Origin of the sequence: Enterobacter cloacae complex sp. 418I7, from assembly GCF_050030705.1 — a bacterium.
GTDB classification, from domain to species: domain Bacteria; phylum Pseudomonadota; class Gammaproteobacteria; order Enterobacterales; family Enterobacteriaceae; genus Enterobacter; species Enterobacter intestinihominis.
In genome coordinates this window covers 481000-500455 of the sequence record NZ_JBLGUU010000001.1, presented here as the reverse complement: position 1 = coordinate 500455, position 19456 = coordinate 481000, and the positions used below count along the sequence as shown (strand labels likewise).

Sequence of the window (19456 nt, the reverse complement as noted above, 5' to 3'; positions counted from 1 at the left end):
CCACCGGGCCTTTTTTTACTCTGCGGCCGCGGCTTTCTTCGCCAGACCGTCCAGCAGCTTCTGATGGATCCCACCAAACCCGCCGTTGCTCATCACCAGAATGTGATCGCCAGGCTGTGCGGCTTTCACCACCATATCCGCTAAGACATCCACGTCCGCACTCCAGTGCGCTGGCTGAATGCAGGCGTCGGCCACTTCGGCCACCTGCCACGGAATATGCTGCGGTTGCAGGAGGAAGACCTCGTCGGCACGCCCTAAGGACGGCGCGAGATCGTCTTTGCATATCCCCATTTTCATGGTGTTCGAACGCGGTTCCAGCACGGCCAGAATGCGCGCGGTGCCGCCAACTTTGCCACGCAATGCGGCAAGCGTCGCCAGAATGGCGGTTGGGTGGTGCGCGAAATCGTCGTACACCGTCACGCCATTCGCTTCACCACGCAGCTCCAGACGGCGGCGGGCGTTAATGAACGAACCCAGCGCATTGGCGGCATCCGCAGGCAGTACGCCCACGTGACGCGCCGCGGCGATCGCCATCAGGCCGTTGTGCATATTGTGCTCGCCCACCAGGCCCCACTTCACTTCGCCCACTTTTTCGCCGTCGAGCAGCACTTCCCATTCGGAAGCATCCGCGTTGAGCTTTTTCGCCTGCCAGTGCCCCTGCTCGCCAACCAGCTCCTGCTCGCTCCAGCACCCCATCGCCATAGTCTGCTTCAGGTTGATGTCGTTCTCCGGCAGGATAATGCGGCCCTGACCCGGAACAATGCGCACCAGATGGTGGAACTGTTTCTGAATCGCTTTCAGGTCGTCAAAGATATCCGCGTGATCGAACTCAAGGTTGTTGAGGATCAGCGTGCGTGGGCAGTAATGCACGAACTTGGAGCGCTTGTCGAAGAATGCGCAGTCGTATTCATCCGCTTCAATCACAAAGAACGGGCTGTCGCCCAGACGCGCGGAGACGTCGAAATTCCCCGGCACGCCGCCGATCACGAACCCCGGCTTGTAGCCGCAGGCTTCGAGGATCCAGGTCGCCATACCGGCGGTGGTGGTTTTGCCGTGCGTCCCGGCAACGGCGACAACCCAGCGGTCGCGCAGGACAAAGTCATGCAGCCACTGCGGGCCAGACATGTACGGGATATTGCGTTCCAGCACCGCTTCAACGCATGGATTCCCACGGGTCATGGCGTTACCAACGATCACCAGATCCGGCTGCGGCTCGAGCTGGCTGGCGTCATATCCCTGAATCAGAGAAATCCCCTGCTTCTCCAGCAGCGTGCTCATCGGCGGATACACATTGGCGTCCGAACCTGTCACTTCATGGCCCAGCGAGCGCGCCAGCATTGCCAGTCCGCCCATGAAAGTGCCACAAATCCCCAATATATGAATGCGCATACGTCACTATCCTTCTTCAATGTGGCGCACATTTTACTCACATGTCAGCGGCTGTGAAACGCATTTCAGGTAAATCCGTATTTTGCTGGCGCGATTCACCTCTGCGCTAATATTTGAATGTTTGTTAAGATTGTTGGACATCAACCGCTTTACTCAACATAAGATGCAGGGAAAGTGTTATGAAAACGTTAGGTGAATTTATTGTCGAAAAGCAGCACGAGTTCTCTCATGCTACGGGTGAGCTCACTGCTTTGCTGTCGGCAATAAAGCTGGGCGCTAAGATCATCCACCGCGATATCAACAAGGCCGGTCTGGTCGATATCCTGGGTGCCAGCGGTGCCGAGAACGTTCAGGGTGAGGTTCAGCAGAAACTCGACCTGTTCGCCAATGAAAAACTGAAAGCAGCACTGCGCGCGCGCGACATCGTTGCGGGTATCGCCTCTGAAGAAGAAGATGAGATCGTCGTATTCGAAGGGTGTGAACACGCAAAATACGTTGTTCTGATGGATCCGCTGGACGGCTCCTCCAACATCGACGTTAACGTTTCTGTCGGTACCATTTTCTCCATCTACCGTCGCGTCACCCCGGTTGGCACACCGGTGACGGAAGAAGACTTCCTGCAGCCGGGCAGCAAGCAGGTTGCTGCCGGTTATGTGGTGTATGGCTCGTCCACCATGCTGGTGTACACCACCGGCTGCGGCGTGCACGCCTTTACCTACGATCCGTCGCTGGGCGTTTTCTGTCTGAGCCAGGAGCGCATGCGCTTCCCGGAGAAGGGCAATACCTACTCCATCAACGAAGGCAACTACATCCGATTCCCGAATGGCGTGAAGAAGTACATCAAATTCTGCCAGGAAGAGGATAAAGCCACCCAGCGCCCGTACACCTCGCGCTATATCGGCTCGCTGGTGGCGGATTTCCACCGTAACCTGCTGAAGGGTGGTATTTACCTCTACCCAAGCACCGCCAGCCACCCGGACGGAAAACTGCGTCTGCTGTACGAGTGCAACCCGATGGCATTCCTGGCCGAACAGGCAGGCGGCAAAGCGAGTGACGGTAAAGAGCGTATTCTGGATATCGTGCCGGAAAGCCTGCACCAGCGCCGTTCGTTCTTTGTCGGCAACGACCACATGGTGGAAGACGTTGAACGCATGATCCGCGAATTCCCGGACGCGTAACGCGTTAAAAGGGGAGCCCGACAGGCTCCCCTATTTTTATCATGCCGTTTGCGCCGTCAGTTTGAAGGATGCCATCGCCTCCATCAGCTCGCGCGATTGTTCCTCCAGGGAACGCGTTGCCGCAGAGGATTGCTGAACCAGCGCCGCGTTTTGTTGCGCCGTTTCATCCATCTGATTGACGGCAATGTTAACCTGCTCAATACCGCGGCTCTGCTCCTGAGACGCCGTCGCAATTTCTCGCATCAGTTTGGTCATACGCAGCACTTCAGTGGCGATCTCGTCCATCGTCTCACCGGCCTGTTGCGCCAGCTCGCTGCCCTCGTTCACGTGGGTTTGCGAATCGCTGATCAGCGAGCGGATCTCTTTCGCCGCATCGGCACTGCGGCTGGCGAGATTGCGCACCTCACCCGCCACGACCGCAAAACCCCGTCCCTGCTCGCCCGCGCGCGCCGCTTCCACGGAGGCGTTCAGCGCCAGAATATTGGTCTGGAAGGCAATGCCGTCGATGACGCTCAGGATATCGGCGATGCGCGCCGAGCTGCCGGCGATGTCGCGCATCTTCTCAATGACGTAGCAGACCATTTCGCTGCCATGATCGGCGGTATCGGAGACCGACTGCGCCAGCTGGTGCGCCTGCCCGGCGTTATCGGCGTTAAGTTTCACCGTGGCGGTGATCTCTTCCATGCTGGCGGCCGTCTGCTCCAGCGAGGTGGCGGTGGATTCCGTGCGCTGGGCCAGGTTCAGGTTCCCTGCCGTCAGCTCGCGGCTGCCGGTATCAATCTGCGAGCTGGCGTCACGCACCCGCAGAACGGAATTCATCAGCGACTGGCGCATCTCTTCGATGACCGCGTTGAGGCGATTAAATTCCTGGCTCGCCGGCGCGTTCAGGGTGTGGGTTAAATCCCCTGCCGCTACGTGCTCCAGCTGGGCAATTGAGGCTGAAAGCGGCTTAAGCAGCATATGGCGCAGCACCAGCCAGGCCAGCACGATAATGCCTGCCGTCAGCAGCGCCGCGACGATAATCAGGATCAGCACACGGGTTTTACTCGCCTGCACGGCGCTCACCTCCGCTTTGCCGCGCGCTTCGCTCCACGTCTGGAACGCCTGCATATCGTTATCAAACTGCTTCGCCACCGGGACTAGCTTGCTTTCCAGCAGATCGTAATAGCCGTCCGCGCTTTGCTCGTTCAGGGCTTTCAGCATCGGGCTGATACCCTGCTGGTTGTACACCGCCAGGCTCGAGGCGACGTTATCCAGCAGCTTTTGTCCCTGCTCATCCGCCACGCCGCCGCCGATCACGCCCTTGAGCGTTTTCTGTGCCAGCGCCACTTCCTGGTTAATGGTTTTGACCGCCCTGGCCGCATCGTCCAGCAGGCCGACCTCCATCATGCGGACGGCCTGACCCGCTTCGTTACGCGCGCGCAGGATCAGCGTATAGCCGGCATTCAGCTGCACCATCTGTTCACCCTGAAGATGATTGATGCGCTGGAGAGAAGCGGAACTTTGCGTAAGGGCATAAATGCCAATGCCGCTGACAATCAGCAGCAGAAGGGTCATAACGGCCAGTAAAGAGAGCAAGCCGGTACGAATCGATAGCGTTTTAAGCATGATGTTATTTCCGGTAGCGAGATATTTCTGGGCATAAAAAAAGAGTATCGACCGCTACCGGAAAATGTTTAGAGTTTAAGCAATTTCAGCATGTTATCGCCCTGTTAAAGATGTATTCACACGGGTAACAGGCGAGCTCTGGCGGTTCTCCCACAGCACCGTCAGGCCGCGCTGGAGCGCGATAAAAATAAACAGCAGAATACCGATGGCGATTTTGGTCCACCAGGAGCTGAGCGTGCCGTCGAAGTTGATATAGGTCTGAATCAGCCCCTGGATCGCCACGCCAAACAGCGTACCGAGCACCGTCCCTACCCCGCCGCTGAGCAGCGTACCGCCAATCACCACCGAGGCAATGGCGTCAAGCTCAACGCCCACCCCCGCCAGGGCATAGCCTGCCTGGGTGTATACCGAAAACACAATCCCCGCGAGCGTGGCAAGGCCGGTCGAAAGCATATAGATGCGGATGGTGGTGCTGCGCGTGGAAATCCCCATCAGGTTCGCGGACGTGGCGCTGCCGCCAATGGCATAAACCTGGTTACCAAACCGGGTACGGTGAGCGAGGAAGATCCCGATCACCACCACGCCCAGCATCAGCAGCCCCATTGCGCTCAGGCGCCCTCCGCCGGGAATTTTCCACGCCAGGCTGGAGAGCGTGTCGTAGATCGGATGGTTAATCGGAATTGACTCCTCCGACACCAGATAGCTCACGCCGCGCAGGAAGAACATCCCGGCGAGGGTGATGATAAACGCCGGGATTTTCAGCGCGTCGATCAAAAGCCCCATAAAGGCGCCGAACGCGCAGCCCATAATCAGCACCAGCGGGAACGCCAGTAGCGGCGAAATGCCCCAAAAGCCAATCGCTTTAGCAAGGAACACGCCGGTAAAGGCGATCACCGACCCAACGGAGAGATCGATCCCGCCGGAGAGGATCACAAACGTCATGCCAACGGCGATAATGCCTAAAAAGGCGTTGTCGGTCAGGATGTTGCAAATCACCCGCGTGGAGGCGAAGCCCGGGAACTGGGTCAGGCAGTAAAGGTATCCCAGCACGAACACGCCCAGCGTGATCATTAACGGCAAATTACGTTTTATCATGACCGCGGAACCCCTTAATGAGAGTGATAAAGCGCGGCGACTGCACGATAAGTACGATAAGCACCACGACCGCTTTGACGACCTGATTAAGCTCCGGCTGGAACCCGGAGAGCAAAATACCGGTATTCATACCCTGAATAATTAACGCCCCCACCACCGAGAGCAGCAGATTAAAACGTCCGCCCATCAGCGACCCACCGCCGATAACCACCGCGAGGATCGCATCAAGCTCCAGCCAGAGTCCGGCGTTGTTGGCATCCGCCCCGCGAATGTCGGCCGCCACAATCACCCCGGCAATCGCAGCACAGACGCCGCTCAGCACGTAGGTCAGCATCACCATCAGCCGTGTATTTACCCCGGCGTTTTTCGCGGCCCGAATGTTAATCCCCACCGCTTCGATGAACATCCCGAGCGCCGTTTTGCGTGTGAAAAGCCAGAACACCACCAGCGTCACCAGCGCGACGATCACCGGGGTCGGGAAGAACAGAAAATTACCGCTGCCGATCCACGCAAGATTCGGGGAGGTAAAGGTGACGATTTGACCGGAGGTGATAAGCTGCGCCACACCGCGCCCGGCCACCATCAAAATCAACGTCGCGACAAACGGCTGGATCTTGAGCACCGCGACCAGAATGCCGTTCCACAGCCCGGCTAATACACCGGAGCCCAGCGCGGCCAGCAGAACCACCGGCAGGCTGTGCCCGGCAACGGTCATCGAGGCGGCGGTGGCGCCCGCAATCGCCATTACCGCACCGACGGAGAGGTCGATCCCGCCGGTGGCAATCACCAGCGTCATGCCAATCGCCAGCAGCGCCACGGGCGCGACACGGTTTAAGATGTCGATCGGGCTACCAAACAGGCGGCCATCCTGCACGACGATCTGGAAGAAATGCGGAGCCACCAGGCTATCCACCAGCAGCACCAGCAGCAGCGCCACGATTTGCGGCGTGCCGGTCGGCCAGCTGAAGCGGCGCTTCGCTTCGCCAGTTTGCGAAAGAGAACGGGACATCACATATGACTCCTTACGCCGCGATGGCATTCATGATCGCCGGAACCGACAGTTTATCCAGCGGGATCTCTGCCACCTGCCTGCGATCGCGCATGATGATGACGCGATCGGCATAGCCAACCAGCTCCTCCAGCTCAGACGAGATCACCAGCAGCGCCAGACCGTCGGCGCACAGCGTTTCGATAAGCCGGATGATTTCGGCATGCGCGCCCACGTCGATACCGCGCGTGGGCTCGTCGAGGATCAGGAACTGCGGTTTGGTCAGCAGCCAGCGCGAGAGCAACACCTTCTGCTGATTACCGCCCGAAAGGAACTCGATGGGCTGTTCCGCGCTCGGGGTACGGATACCGAGCTGGCGGATGAAGCGCTCGGCAATGGCGTTCTGCTCGCGCTTAGGGATCGGACGCAGCCAGCCGCGCTGGGCCTGTAGCGCCAGAATGATGTTTTCCCGCACCGAGGCGGCGGCAATAATCCCGTCCGTTTTTCTGTCCTCCGGGCAGAAGCCCACGCCGAGGCACGACGCCTGATGCGGTGAACGTAGCGTTTGCGGTTTGCCTTTGATCAGCGCCGTTCCGCTGTCGGCAGGTTTGATCCCGAAGATCACTTCGGCGGTTTCGGTGCGCCCGGAGCCTAACAGCCCTGCCAGACCCACAATTTCACCGGGGCGTACCTCGAGGTTAAACGGCGCGATGGTCCCTTTTTTGCCGTAATCGTGAAACGCGGCGATCGGTTTTTCGCTCAGCAGCGTGCGGCCCGCACGCTGGAGTGCGTTGGTCTCCAGCTCGCGACCCAGCATCATTTTGACCAGCTCAATCTGCGGCAGCTCGCGGGTTTCCCGGCAGCCGACAAAGCCGCCGTTGCGCAGCACCGTAATACGGTCGCTTACCTCGTAAACCTGATCGAGGAAGTGCGTAACAAAGATCAGGCTCACGCCCTGATCGCGCAGCTGGCGCATCAGGGTAAAAAGCATCTCCACTTCCTGGGTATCGAGGCTGGCGGTGGGTTCATCGAGGATCAGCACTTTCGCCGAGAGATCGATAGCGCGACAGATCGCCACGATCTGCTGCATCGCCACGGAAAAACGGTTCAGCGGTTCGCGCACGTCGAGAGAGAAGCCATACGATTCCATCAGCTTCGCGGCGCGCGCTTCCATCTCTTTGCGGCGCAGCAGGCCAAAACGTCTGGGCTCGCGGCCAATAAACAGGTTATCCGCTACCGACATGTTTGGCAGCAGGTTCACTTCCTGGTAGACCGTGCCGATCCCCAGTTGCTGCGCATGCGCGGTGTTTTTGGGCGAAATAGCATTACCTTCCAGCCAGATAGCGCCGCGATCGGCGTGATAGACCCCGGTCAGGGTTTTAATCAGCGTCGACTTCCCCGCCCCGTTTTCGCCGAGCAACGCCATGATCTCCCCCCGCCGCAGGCTGAAATCAACGTTATCCAGCGCCTTAACGCCAGGGAAAAATTTACTCAGGCCCTCTGTGCGGAGGATTTCCTGGTGTTGTTCGGTGGTCATGGTTTCCCCCTGCATTAAGCCGGATGACGCTACGCTTATCCGGCCTACAAATGAGCGTATCGTAGGCCGGGTAAGCGCAGCGCCACCCGGCAATGTCACTGATCAGTAGCCCATATTTTTCTTCTTCTCTAACTCTTCTTTCGCCGTGTCCGGCAGGTAGAGCGTGGATTTGGTGATAGTCAACTTCTCAGGCTGGGTGCCGTCTTTCTTGAATTTCTCCAGCGCATCGAATGCCGGGCCCGCCATGTTCGGCGTCAGCTCCACGCTGGCGTTCGCTTCGCCGTCAATCATCGCTTTGTAGATGTCCGGTACGCCGTCGATCGAGCCGGTGAGAATATCTTTGCCCGGCTTCAGGCCCGCTTCTTTGATGGCCTGGATGGCGCCGATCACCATGTCGTCGTTGTGGGCGTAAACCATGCAGATATTTTTGCCGTTATTTTCTGCCTTGATGAAGCTTTCCATGACCTCTTTACCTTTGCTGCGGGTGAAGTCGCCGGACTGAGAACGGATGATCTTGATGTTTGGTGCTTTGCCGATGGCCTCCGCGAAACCTTTCTTACGGTCGATAGCCACGCTCGCCCCGACGGTGCCCTGCAACTCAACCACGTTACACGGCTTGCCATCCACCTGCTTCACCAGCCAGTCACCAATCAGTTTGCCTTCCAGCACGTTATCGGCGGTGACGGTGGTCATATAGAGAGATTTGTCTTTAACGTCGATGGAACGGTCGAGCAAGAACACAGGAATTTCAGCCTCTTTAGCTTCCTTCAGCACCGGCTCCCAGCCCGTGGCAACAACCGGGGCGATAAAGATGGCATCCACGCCCTGAGCGATAAAAGAGCGCACCGCTTTAATCTGATTCTCTTGCTTTTGCTGACCATCGGCGATTTTCAGGGTAATACCGCGCTTTTCGGCCTCACTTTTCGCCACGTTCGTTTCAGCGGCGCGCCAGCCGGATTCAGATCCGACCTGCGAAAATCCAACGGTTAACGGTGCGGCCATCGCCATAGACGACATGGCTGCCGAAACTGCTGTAACAAGAAGTAAGCGCTTCCACATATGAACGTCCTCGTAGGGTAGGTTATTGTTGGTTAAAAGATGTTCTGCGGATGAACTATAGCCAATGGAATATGTTACGGATTGCGTTACATCACACTTCAGAAAAGTGAATAAAACGTTAATCACAAGTTTGTAATCGCTTTCATTTCCACATTTAAAATGCGGCTGAGTTTATGGATTATCCTGTCATAGAAACGGTCTGAAAAGTGAAAGCGCGAGGGAGATAAGTCGAAAACAGGCGAAGACTTTCAGCGCCAGTTGGCTATAATACCTGCCACTTGTTTACCATCCATTTTAAAGGACACCGACATGAGCTTACTCAACGTCCCTGCGGGTAAAGAACTGCCAGAAGACATCTACGTTGTGATCGAAATCCCGGCCAACGCAGATCCAATCAAATACGAAATCGACAAAGACACCGGTGCGCTGTTCGTTGACCGTTTCATGTCTACCGCCATGTTCTATCCGTGCAACTACGGCTACATCAACCACACTCTGTCTCTGGACGGTGATCCGGTTGACGTACTGGTCCCAACGCCATACCCATTGCAGCCAGGCTCCGTCATTCGCTGCCGTCCTGTTGGCGTGCTGAAAATGACTGACGAAGCGGGTGAAGATGCGAAACTGGTTGCCGTACCGCACACCAAGCTGAGCAAAGAGTACGATCACATTAAAGATGTGAACGACCTGCCAGAGCTGCTGAAAGCGCAGATCGCCCACTTCTTCGAGCACTACAAAGATCTCGAAAAAGGCAAATGGGTTAAAGTTGAAGGCTGGGATAACGCAGAAGCGGCGAAAGCAGAAATCATCGCCTCTTTCGAGCGTGCTGCTAAGAAGTAATTCTTACTGCTGATACTAAGCCCCGCGCGTCGGGGCTTTTTTGTGCCTTTCGATGCGCCCGGCGGCGCTACGCTTGCACGGGCCTACAATCAGCAAGAGGCGCAAAACGATAACGCCACCTTACGGTGGCGCTGTCGTTTTTCAGAACTGGTCTCTGTCTAACCAGTTACCGCTTTCAATCAGCGTTAACCCGTCGACCGAACGTTGGTACACATACATCCATGCACTGCCGTAAGGCGTCTGGATCAACTGGCGAGCGTATTCACCGCCCCTGGTGCGCAAGGCATCAAGTTCGGCCAGCGTAGCATTATCAATACGATAAACCTCACCCTGTACCGTTCCGTTCCCCGGAACCGCGCCTGGATAGTGGCCCAGACTGTACAACTGGTAGTTTTCGATTGTGTAATTTCCCAGCAACTGGGCGTTGGTCATCCAGTGGCTGTTGCCTTGCTTGGTTCGTAAACTGCCGTAAACAAATATTCGCATTGCTAAAACTCAAACTGATAGAGCAGATCAAGTGCCTGGTCTACGCCGGACACTGCTTCCAGATATAGCTTAGGCATCAGGCGATAACGTAACGTGAGTGTAGCCAGTGAGTCAAAGATCCCCACGCCATATTTTACCTGTAGACCCGGCAGTACATAGCCGCTGACCACTACCTGCGAGGAGTCACCCACGCCCTGAGTGTCCAGCGCCAGATTGCTTACGCCAAACGTCTCGCCGATTTTACCCACAACCTGACCACTTTGTGCAACCCCCAGACCGACTAACATCGATGTCATTGCCGCACCATCGCCCTGTTGGCTATCCAGACCCTGGCCGCGCAGCAGGTAGGAAAGCGCTTCCTGTTGCGACATGGCCGGGTCAGAGAAGATCTCTGCCTTAGGTTCATCGGCGGAGCCCGTCACGCGCACGCCCGCAATCACATCATCTTCGGTGGCTTCCGGGTTACGGATCGCTTCGATATTGAGTACCGGCTGATCCGGTGGGCCGGAGAACAGCAGCTCACCTTTACGCACAATCAAATCCTGACCGTAGGCATGGAAGCGCCCTTCAGGAATATTGATTTGTCCATTGAGGCCAAGCCCCTGTTGATCCTGCGCCACCTTCAGGTCACCCGTGAGTCTCGCCTTCAGCCCAAACGCGTCCAAACGCACGTTATTCCCCACGTGCACAATAAGATTACTATTGATCGGTATGCCAGCGCTCTTCTGTTCAACAGGTTTCAGATTTTCATTGAGCATAACTTCGTCACTGGAGACGCCAACCGCGCTTTCCGGCACCTCGTGAACCACGATGCGCGCCCACGGTACGTCAACACGGCCGTCCAGGGTGAAGAGACTCGGCGTTGCCTCAAAGACCACGTCTGGCGACACGTCCAGGCGCACCATCGGCGGTACCGTGATACGCACCCTGCTGCCCTTGGCCGCAATACGGGCGCGCCAGTTGTCGAGCTGGCTCCAGTCTGCGTCACCAGTCAGGTTGATTTGTCCCTGCTGTGTCAGCACTGAGCCACTGAGGGTTGAGCTTTGGCCGTTAAAGTTCATCGTCAGCTGGCTTGGCTGCATATCGAACGGCATAAAGTTACCGTCAATGTCCACGCCGTTTAACCGCATCTGGCCAAACAGCTGCGGGCTTTGCGCATCCCCCGCCAGACGCAGGTTGGCGCTGAGCATCCCCGCCGCCTTTTCTCCCCGCGAGAAAATCGGATTCACCATCGCCAGGTTGAAGTTGCGAATATTGACGTTGCCGCCGAGATTGCGCCGCCCTTGCGGATCGGTAATTTGCACCTGTCCGTCAAGCTGACCGTTGTTGGTCAGACGAATAAGCCATCCCAGTTCCGCACGATTGTTACGCAGGTCAGCGTTCACATTCAGGGTGTCGAACGCCACCGGCAGCGGCGCGTCATTGACCTCCTGCGTCACCTTCACGTTACGCCCGGAGAGGGTAACGCTGCCCTGCGGCAGTCCCTCTTTGGTGGTGTCCCACGCGACGTCCGCTTTACCGCTGAAGACCCCGCTGGCCTGGGTGGTTTCCGGCATAAACGGTTTCAGCATCGCCAGGTCAAAACGGTTGAGGTTGATCTGCGCGCGTCCTTCCGCGCCCGCATCAATGGTCTGCGGCACGCACAGCTCAGCATTCGGGTTGGTCCAGCAGTGTGGCCCAATGCTGATCTTTTGCTCCGCATTGCGGTAGTCCAGCGCGATGGATCGGGACAGCACCAGCGGGCCGACCGGCGTGCTGAAGCGGGTGTTATCCAGCACGCCCTTCCAGCGCGTTGCCTGGCGGTCAAAACTGCCCGTCAGGTGCAGCTGCCCGGAGACCGGCTCGCCCTGCACGCGAAGCTGGAGATCGTGCTGCTTTTCGTTACCTTTTGCCGCCAGCGTAACCAGACTGATGTTCACGTCCGGCTGGGAGATACGCTCCACGCGCAGGTCCAGGTTTCCGCCGATCTGATCGGTGGATTTCACGTCCCCTTCGACGCGCACGCGGGCAATGGAAAGTTCCTGCCAGCGCAGGTTATTGGCGGTGATGTCCGCCAGCAGCTGCGGCGCCTCCACTGTACCGCGAACCTTCACTAACCCCTTCGCCGTCCCGCCAAGACCCGGCAGGGCGTTATCGAGATTTGGCGCGTCGATGGTGGCATCCAGATCGAGATCTTTCACCCCCAGCTCGCCTTTGATATCTGCCGTGTTGCGGCCCAGCGCCACGTGCAGGCCCGGGATCACCCACTGGAGATAGCTGTTGCCCTTAAGCGAGCCCTCTACGTTGACTTTGTTCTGCTTCACATTACCGGTGAGCTTGAGTTCCGGCACGTCCATCTGCCAGGTGCCGCCGTACAGGCTACCGCGGGTTTTGATCAGACCATTCAGTTTTGACGGCCAGTCCGGGACTTCTTTAGCGGTGTTGATCCCGGTCAGCTTCAGCTCGCCGCGCCAGCTGATCGCCTGCTGCCAGTCGAGCAGCGCGATCAGCTCGGTTTTCCCTTCCAGCGCCGCCACGGTCAGCTTGTCGAGGTTAACCTGCAACTCGTTACCCTTCGCATCCAGAGTAATATCGGCGGGCGGTACTCCCTGCCCCTTCACTGCCGTACGGAACGACAGCGTGTAGTCGGTCATTTTGCCACTCAGCTTCAGCTTTAGATCGTCGGCCTGGAACTGCTTTTCACCGGTGAACGGCCAGTAAAGCTGCTTGCTGACAATCTCAAGGTTGAGCGGTAGACCGGCCTCTGCCAGCTGGGTTTGCCCGCGCAGTACCATATCCACAGGGCCGGAGAGGTTCACGCCGAACTCCAGCTTCTCGCGCAGCGCGCCGCCGACTTTCACCTTCACCTTCTCGCCTTTCAGCGGATCGATGTTCAGGGCGCTGTTAAGGGTAATATCTACCGGCCAGTTATCGCGCAGCAGCGCATTGCCTGAGGCGTTTACCGACCCCTGGTTGGTATCGATATCCAGCGCGTCGAGCTTCATGTTGCCGTCGATACTGCTGACTTTAAGCAGCATGTTGAAGACCGTCAGATCGGTATCGCCGGTCAGACGCAACTGCTCGCCTTTAAACTCTTCGATATTGAGGTTCAGCGGCAGATGCACGTCGGTCATCTCCGGCAGAACCGGTTTCGAGAAGAGATCTTTCAGCGTTTCACCCAGCGGTTTTTCTTCCGGCTGCGGGTTCTGGATCTTCGGCTCGACGATCTCTTCCTGCGCCACGTCGGCCACCTTCGGCAGCGCAATCAGCAGCCCTTGCAGGGAGGTTGGGGTCAGGGTGAGGTTTTTCTCCTGCCAGCGCAGACCGGAGGTGAAATCCATCACGGATACCGTCGTGTCGTCGATTTTGATATTGACGTTATCCAGCGCGACCCGGTAGAGCGCAATCGGGTACGGCGTGGAGAGATTCAGCGGGCCGCTGTCCTCTTCTTCGACAGGCTCAGACTTCGGCATTTTTTTGGAGTCTATCGCCACGTTAACGTCTTTTAGCGACAGATCGTTTACGCACAGCTGGCTATCCCGCAGGCAGCCGAGCTTGACCGCCAGATGAAACTCGCCCGCGTTCACCGCCACGCCGGGCTGTTCATAACGAATATTCTTCAGGCGCAGATCGCGCCAGCCGCCCGTCACCTGGCCGATTTCCAGCCCTGGCACCCAGCGGTTCGCGGCGTTAAACAGCAGATGCAGGCCCGTGGTGGTACCCACCAGAAATGCCACCGTACCGAGCAGTAATACGATAAAAATCAGCACCCCGAGGCTTATCTTCTTCCATAAACTCATAATTCAGGCCCCAGACCGATGTAAAACTGTAAACCGTGTTCTTCTTTGTCGCCCACCGGAACGGCGAAATCGAGCTTGATCGGCCCGACCGGTGACTGCCAGCGCACGCCCACACCCGCGCCGGTTTTGAAATCGCTGCGGCGGATGTCGTTCACGGCCTCGCCGCTGTCGACAAACATGGCGCCCCACCATTTGCCGCTGACGTTGTACTGATACTCCAGCGAGCCGGTCGCCAGTTTAGAGGCCCCGGTCAATTGGCCTTTCTCGTTTTCAGGTGAGATCGATTTGTACTTATAGCCGCGAATGCTGCGGTCGCCCCCGGCGAAGAAACGCAGATCTGGCGGAACGCGTTCGAAGTCACCGGTTTCGATCCAGCCCAGATTGCCGCGAACCACAAAGCGGTGCTTGTCGTAGAGGGTACGGATCCAGACGTTTTGCGCCTGCACGACGGAGAAATCCACGTCTGAGCCCCAGGCGGAGTTGGAATAATCGATGGAGTAGCGCTGAGAATCGCCCCAGGTCGGCATCAGGCCACCGCGCGAGCGGGTACGGCTGATCATCACGCCCGGATAAAGCAGCATGGTGGTGTTGGTGACGTTTGCCTGAGTAAAGTGGTCAAGGCTCCAGCGCAGGTTAATGGCGCGCTGCCAGCCGCTGGAGAGATCCCAGAAGCGTGATACCGCAAGCGCCGTCGAATCCTGTTCGGTATCGTTCAAATCGGTACGCTTAAAGCCGCCCTGCACGAGGTAGTATTGCTCAAGCGGATTTTTCAGCAGCGGCATTTTATAGCTGAAGTCCAGCTGCTGTTCAGGCGCAGACAGGCTGAGGCTGGTGGTCAGGCTGTGACCGTAGGAGTTCATCCACGGTTTTTTCCACGAGGCTTTCACGCGCGGGCCGACGTCCGTGGAGTAGCCGACACCAGTCTCAATGGTGTTCTCGGTGCGCGGTGAGACCACGCCATGCAGCGGTAACACTTTCGTTTTACGGGATTTATCAAATTGCGGTGCCACCACCACGGAGTTAAACCAGCCGGTGGCAGATAAACGACGGTTCAGCTCGCCCAGGTCGCTGGACTGGTAGTAGTCACCCTTTTTAAACGGCACCAGGTTTTGCAGATACTCATCACGGATTTGCGATCCTTCAAAGGTTACATCGCCAAACCGATAGCGCTCGCCGCTGTCGTAATCGATATCCCAGAATGCCTGACGTCGTTCAAGCGCAACGCCCAGCTGGCTTTTGTTGAACTGGCTGTCAAAGTAGCCTTTGCGCAGCGAAACGCTGGTTAAGGATTTTTTAAAGCGATCGTAATCCCCGTGATTAAGCACGGTGCCCACTTTCGGGCGGTTGCTGAGCAGATCCAGGTAGTCACGATCCGTGCGTGCACCGCCGCGCAGCACCACGTTCGTGCCGCCAATCAGGACGGGTTCTCCCGGCGAGACGCGGGCAATCAATACCTGACGTCCTTTAGCCGGCGGCGGCCGTAAATCGAAATCAATGGTGGGTTCGTAGTACCCCAACGCCTTTAAGCCTTCGCGAATGGCGTCATCCACGCGCGCGCGAAAACGCCGATCCGGCGTGACTTCATCGCTCTGGATGGTGGAAAGCTGCGCACGCACGTTTTTTTCCAGCGCCCCGGATAACCCCTCAACCTGCAAACGGACATTCGCCGCGCTGGCAATCCCGCTTGTCAGCATTAAACTGACTAAACATAACTGGCGGATCTTTGTCACGTTTTCTCCTGAATATCCCTGTTTCCACCCTGGAAGCAAATGCAGTGCCGCTCCGCGGCAAAATACGGCCTGAAAGCCAAAAACCCAAATTACGGGTTGAAAAAGGGCCTAACACCCAAATATTTCTTATGATTAAATCTAGACTCATTCATCGCATTTATTGTGTTCAATTAAACGCTTCGTGACAACCTTAACCGAAACAACGCTACCCCGGAGGCCCCACCGTGAGTTTATTTGATAAAAAGCATCTGGTATCACAAGCCGATGCGTTACCGGGACGCAACACCCCTATGCCAGTGGCGACATTACACGCCGTAAACAACCATTCAATGACAAACGTTCCTGATGGAATGGAGATCGCCCTGTTTGCCATGGGCTGCTTCTGGGGCGTAGAACGCCTGTTCTGGCAACTGCCGGGCGTGTACAGCACCGCTGCGGGCTACACCGGAGGATATACGCCTAACCCAACCTACCGCGAAGTCTGTTCCGGTGAGACCGGTCATGCTGAAGCGGTGCGTGTGGTGTATGACCCGAGCGTCATCAGCTATGAACAGCTGCTCCAGGTGTTCTGGGAAAACCATGACCCGGCGCAGGGCATGCGTCAGGGTAACGATCACGGCACCCAATACCGCTCGGCCATCTATCCGCTCACCCCTGAGCAGGAGGCTGCGGCCCACGCCAGCCTGACGCGTTTCCAGGAAGCGATGCAGGCAGCCGGTGATAAACGTCAGGTCACGACGGAAATCGCTACTGCGAAACCGTTCTACTATGCCGAAGACGACCACCAGCAGTATCTGCATAAAAATCCGTACGGCTACTGCGGCATTGGCGGCATCGGCGTCTGTCTGCCTCCACAGCAGGACTGATTACAACATCAGCGCCACGCGAGCCGCGTGGCGCGCCTGTAAGCAAAAGTGTCAGTTCATTACTTAACCACTCACTGCCTTTTCATCCGGCCACTTTTTGCCGAAAACGTGACCTCTGGCAGATTTACACGCCTTTACGCTATACTACCGCTGAAATAATCGGCTCAACGCTACGAGCTGAGTTCAATGTGTCTTCACACGAATGGTATCAACTCCCCTTCTGAGGATCTGGCGAGAAGCCGGATAAACTATGTTAAACAGTATTTTAGTAATACTTTGTCTTATTGCCGTCAGTGCATTTTTCTCGATATCGGAGATCTCGCTGGCTGCCTCCCGTAAAATCAAACTGAAGCTGCTTGCCGACGAGGGCAACATCAACGCATCACGCATTCTGAAAATGCAGGAAAACCCCGGCATGTTCTTTACCGTGGTGCAGATTGGCCTGAACGCGGTCGCCATTCTTGGCGGTATCGTGGGTGATGCAGCATTTTCTCCGGCGTTTTATAGCCTCTTTGTAAAGTACATGTCCGCAGAGCTGGCCGAGCAGTTGAGCTTCATCCTCTCCTTCTCGCTGGTCACCGGTTTGTTCATTCTATTCGCGGACCTGACCCCGAAACGCATCGGTATGATTGCGCCAGAAGCTGTGGCTTTGCGTATCATCAACCCGATGCGCTTCTGCCTGTATGTCTTCCGTCCGCTGGTGTGGTTCTTCAACGGCCTGGCGAACGTCATTTTCCGCATCTTCAAGCTGCCGATGGTGCGTAAAGACGACATCACCTCCGACGATATTTATGCGGTGGTGGAAGCCGGGGCGCTGGCAGGCGTGCTGCGCAAGCAGGAGCACGAGCTGATCGAGAACGTTTTCGAACTGGAATCCCGTACCGTGCCGTCCTCCATGACCGGCCGTGAGAACATCATCTGGTTCGATCTGCATGAAGACGAGCAGAGCCTGAAGACCAAAGTGGCGCAGCATCCGCACTCCAAGTTCCTGGTCTGTAACGAAGATATCGACCATATCATCGGCTATGTGGACTCCAAAGACCTGCTGAACCGCGTACTGGCAAACCAGAGCCTGGCACTGAACAGCGGCGTGCAGATCCGTAACACCCTGATTGTGCCGGACACCCTGACGCTCTCCGAAGCGCTGGAAAGTTTCAAAACCGCCGGTGAAGACTTCGCGGTGATCATGAACGAATATGCGCTGGTGGTGGGCATTATCACCCTCAACGACGTCATGACGACGCTGATGGGCGACCTGGTCGGCCAGGGGCTGGAAGAGCAAATTGTGCAGCGTGATGAGAACTCATGGCTGATCGATGGTGGTACGCCGATTGAAGACGTCATGCGCGTGCTCGACATCGACGAGTTCCCGCAGTCCGGAAACTACGAGACCATCGGCGGCTTTATGATGTTTATGCTGCGTAAGATCCCGAAACGTACCGACTCGGTGAAATTCTCTGGCTTCAAGTTTGAAGTGGTGGATATTGATAACTACCGCATCGACCAACTGCTGGTAACGCGCATTGATAGTAAACCGACCGTGCTGGTACCGAAGCTGCCAGATGCGGAAGATAAGGTGTCGGCGTAATTTATGAAGGGCAGCGGTGAGCTGCCCTTTTTGTTTTAAAACGGAAGCTGCCGTTTATGTAATTTAAATAATTTTTAAGTCCTTAGAAGGGGGACGAATTGAGATAAATAAAGGCAGAGCCTGCGATATTATTAAATTTAAAAATATCCCCGCTTACTTTAAGAAAAATCGTTCTGTCTTCAATGCTAACTTTCACGCCAGGATCGGTGGTGACAAGGAAAGGTTCATAACCATTTTTAATGTCTTCTAAAAAAACCTCATCGGTCTTTTGTGCCGTGTAAAGATAATATTTATATACGAAAGAAGTCGTCGCACCCGCGTTGCTTTCCGTGATATACAACATAGACTTATCAGCTACGGCATGCCGATAAATTATAGTCTGCTCAAGGTAAAAAAAGTCACCAAGCATGCGCCAAATCCCATATCCTATGGTAGCTAACATAAATAACACAAATATATTCTTATTTTTAAAAACCAGATCTCGATGCATAATTATTCCATTTATTTTCCATGCGTAACGGCTTCCCTTCTCAGCCAACAGTTAAAGCTGACCTCTTTACAACTCGCTTATAAAAAGCATAGGGGTATTGTTTATGCCATGGATAATAAGACCAATAGTGATCCAAGTTTTTAATGTTTTATATCAATTTTTAGCACTGAAAAAGATTTTAAGAAAAACTTCATCAATTCATGGTTATGCACGTTAATACAAATAACGCCATGTTAAAACTATCTGCTTCAGGGTATGTCTCTGGACTGGCCCTACAAACATCAACGGCTCCCATTGGGAGCCGTCTTTTTAACTACTACTGCATAGCACGTTGGTTAAGCCATCTCAGTTTGCAGACGCATAACCTGACGGTTGACTTCGGACATCACAGACAAGTGCTGTTTGTCCTTCACTTTCGGGATAAGGATTTTGCCCTTATCGAACTCAAAAGCGCCAACATCCTTGATATACAACCGTCCACGGAACAGGATCTTCACGTACTTCGCCACCTGAAGCGGGTTGTAGCGTTGGAAAATTTTCATTCTTGTATCTCCTGCGAATCATACGCCCTTGCGGTGCCACAATCGGCCCGACTGTCCTGAGCGCAAATTTTGATGCCCAATGACTATAGACCAGAACCTCGTACTTACCCAGTGTGCATAAGTTTATTTACCGTTTGATTACAATTATTCAGAATAATCTTTGCAAAGCGTGATACAGAGCAGTATATGCCGTCGTTTTTGCGTGGATATGTGCGTTCGCCCGCAAACTGGCATCGGGATTGCGGGAAAAGCCCATTGATCGCACTTATGATTAAAAGCGC

The 19456-nt window shown here is 55.8% G+C and carries 15 protein-coding genes; 4 read left to right on the top strand and 11 right to left on the bottom strand.

Features of this window, described 5'->3' with window-relative positions:
* Positions 1–15: 15 nt before the first annotated feature.
* Positions 16–1389, bottom strand: coding sequence for a UDP-N-acetylmuramate:L-alanyl-gamma-D-glutamyl-meso-diaminopimelate ligase (mpl, locus tag ACQG0S_RS02430; protein ID WP_022646859.1), 1374 nt, complete (start codon positions 1387–1389; stop codon positions 16–18).
* A gap of 179 nt (positions 1390–1568) precedes the next feature.
* Between mpl and fbp the strand changes: the two genes are divergently transcribed.
* A complete protein-coding gene (gene fbp / locus ACQG0S_RS02425; protein WP_022646858.1) occupies positions 1569–2567 on the top strand; it encodes a class 1 fructose-bisphosphatase in 999 nt (332 codons plus the stop codon).
* 39 nt (positions 2568–2606) lie between these two features.
* Here the strand turns inward: fbp and ACQG0S_RS02420 are convergent, their stop codons facing one another.
* The 5 genes from ACQG0S_RS02420 to ytfQ form a co-directional block, all read right to left on the bottom strand.
* Complete coding sequence (locus ACQG0S_RS02420) at positions 2607–4175, bottom strand: methyl-accepting chemotaxis protein (RefSeq protein ID WP_045307825.1); 1569 nt, start codon at positions 4173–4175, stop codon at positions 2607–2609.
* Positions 4176–4268: 93 nt separating this feature from the next.
* Positions 4269–5270 carry a galactofuranose ABC transporter, permease protein YjfF gene (yjfF, locus tag ACQG0S_RS02415; RefSeq protein ID WP_023299180.1) on the bottom strand — a complete coding sequence of 334 codons (1002 nt, stop codon included), beginning with the start codon at positions 5268–5270 and terminating at the stop codon, positions 4269–4271.
* Positions 5257–6282, bottom strand: coding sequence for a galactofuranose ABC transporter, ATP-binding protein YtfT (ytfT, locus tag ACQG0S_RS02410; protein WP_426749972.1), 1026 nt, complete (start codon positions 6280–6282; stop codon positions 5257–5259). The genes yjfF and ytfT overlap by 14 nt, the downstream gene beginning before the upstream one ends.
* 10 nt (positions 6283–6292) lie before the next feature.
* The gene (gene ytfR / locus ACQG0S_RS02405) at positions 6293–7795 is read right to left on the bottom strand and encodes a galactofuranose ABC transporter, ATP-binding protein YtfR (protein ID WP_022646854.1); all 1503 of its coding nucleotides are present in this window, start codon (positions 7793–7795) and stop codon (positions 6293–6295) included.
* Positions 7796–7897: 102 nt separating this feature from the next.
* A complete protein-coding gene (gene ytfQ / locus ACQG0S_RS02400; protein ID WP_046621030.1) occupies positions 7898–8854 on the bottom strand; it encodes a galactofuranose ABC transporter substrate-binding protein YtfQ in 957 nt (318 codons plus the stop codon).
* 309 nt (positions 8855–9163) lie between these two features.
* On the opposite strand from ytfQ, the gene ppa reads away from it, so the two are divergent.
* Complete coding sequence (gene ppa / locus ACQG0S_RS02395) at positions 9164–9694, top strand: inorganic diphosphatase (protein ID WP_006810347.1); 531 nt, start codon at positions 9164–9166, stop codon at positions 9692–9694.
* Between the two features lie 141 nt (positions 9695–9835).
* Here ppa and ACQG0S_RS02390 read toward each other — a convergent pair whose 3' ends face one another.
* Genes ACQG0S_RS02390 through tamA form a run of 3 tightly spaced genes read right to left on the bottom strand, consistent with a single transcriptional unit; the run spans position 9836 to position 15689 of the window.
* Positions 9836–10180 carry a gamma-glutamylcyclotransferase family protein gene (locus tag ACQG0S_RS02390; protein ID WP_045307822.1) on the bottom strand — a complete coding sequence of 115 codons (345 nt, stop codon included), beginning with the start codon at positions 10178–10180 and terminating at the stop codon, positions 9836–9838.
* A gap of 2 nt (positions 10181–10182) precedes the next feature.
* The gene (gene tamB / locus ACQG0S_RS02385) at positions 10183–13959 is read right to left on the bottom strand and encodes an autotransporter assembly complex protein TamB (protein WP_038415163.1); all 3777 of its coding nucleotides are present in this window, start codon (positions 13957–13959) and stop codon (positions 10183–10185) included.
* Positions 13956–15689: an autotransporter assembly complex protein TamA gene (tamA, locus tag ACQG0S_RS02380; protein WP_426749969.1), complete on the bottom strand. Its 1734-nt coding sequence runs from the start codon at positions 15687–15689 to the stop codon at positions 13956–13958. Before tamA ends, tamB begins: the two co-directional genes overlap by 4 nt.
* Before the next feature lie 224 nt (positions 15690–15913).
* Here tamA and msrA point away from each other — a divergent pair, with 224 nt between their 5' ends.
* Positions 15914–16555, top strand: coding sequence for a peptide-methionine (S)-S-oxide reductase MsrA (msrA, locus tag ACQG0S_RS02375; RefSeq protein ID WP_003856057.1), 642 nt, complete (start codon positions 15914–15916; stop codon positions 16553–16555).
* Between the two features lie 250 nt (positions 16556–16805).
* Positions 16806–18143, top strand: coding sequence for a hemolysin family protein (locus tag ACQG0S_RS02370; RefSeq protein ID WP_022646849.1), 1338 nt, complete (start codon positions 16806–16808; stop codon positions 18141–18143).
* Between the two features lie 82 nt (positions 18144–18225).
* On the opposite strand, the gene ACQG0S_RS02365 is transcribed toward ACQG0S_RS02370, so the two are convergent.
* Both ACQG0S_RS02365 and ACQG0S_RS02360 read right to left on the bottom strand, forming a co-directional pair.
* Positions 18226–18633 (bottom strand): hypothetical protein, encoded by a 408-nt coding sequence (locus tag ACQG0S_RS02365; protein ID WP_048966059.1) that lies wholly within the window; start codon positions 18631–18633, stop codon positions 18226–18228.
* Between the two features lie 335 nt (positions 18634–18968).
* The gene (locus tag ACQG0S_RS02360) at positions 18969–19175 is read right to left on the bottom strand and encodes a DUF1107 domain-containing protein (protein WP_003856054.1); all 207 of its coding nucleotides are present in this window, start codon (positions 19173–19175) and stop codon (positions 18969–18971) included.
* Positions 19176–19456: the final 281 nt, after the last annotated feature.

What these genes read in the sequence shown, in the direction of transcription:
- ACQG0S_RS02420 (WP_045307825.1), bottom strand. Translation starts at nt 4,175, where the DNA reads ATGCTTAAAACGCTATCGATTCGTACCGGCTTGCTCTCTTTACTGGCC.
- yjfF (WP_023299180.1), bottom strand. Translation starts at nt 5,270, where the DNA reads ATGATAAAACGTAATTTGCCGTTAATGATCACGCTGGGCGTGTTCGTG.
- ACQG0S_RS02365 (WP_048966059.1), bottom strand. Translation starts at nt 18,633, where the DNA reads ATGCATCGAGATCTGGTTTTTAAAAATAAGAATATATTTGTGTTATTT.
- ytfR (WP_022646854.1), bottom strand. Translation starts at nt 7,795, where the DNA reads ATGACCACCGAACAACACCAGGAAATCCTCCGCACAGAGGGCCTGAGT.
- fbp (WP_022646858.1), top strand. Translation starts at nt 1,569, where the DNA reads ATGAAAACGTTAGGTGAATTTATTGTCGAAAAGCAGCACGAGTTCTCT.
- ACQG0S_RS02370 (WP_022646849.1), top strand. Translation starts at nt 16,806, where the DNA reads ATGTTAAACAGTATTTTAGTAATACTTTGTCTTATTGCCGTCAGTGCA.
- ppa (WP_006810347.1), top strand. Translation starts at nt 9,164, where the DNA reads ATGAGCTTACTCAACGTCCCTGCGGGTAAAGAACTGCCAGAAGACATC.
- ytfQ (WP_046621030.1), bottom strand. Translation starts at nt 8,854, where the DNA reads ATGTGGAAGCGCTTACTTCTTGTTACAGCAGTTTCGGCAGCCATGTCG.
- ACQG0S_RS02390 (WP_045307822.1), bottom strand. Translation starts at nt 10,180, where the DNA reads ATGCGAATATTTGTTTACGGCAGTTTACGAACCAAGCAAGGCAACAGC.
- ACQG0S_RS02360 (WP_003856054.1), bottom strand. Translation starts at nt 19,175, where the DNA reads ATGAAAATTTTCCAACGCTACAACCCGCTTCAGGTGGCGAAGTACGTG.
- tamB (WP_038415163.1), bottom strand. Translation starts at nt 13,959, where the DNA reads ATGAGTTTATGGAAGAAGATAAGCCTCGGGGTGCTGATTTTTATCGTA.
- mpl (WP_022646859.1), bottom strand. Translation starts at nt 1,389, where the DNA reads ATGCGCATTCATATATTGGGGATTTGTGGCACTTTCATGGGCGGACTG.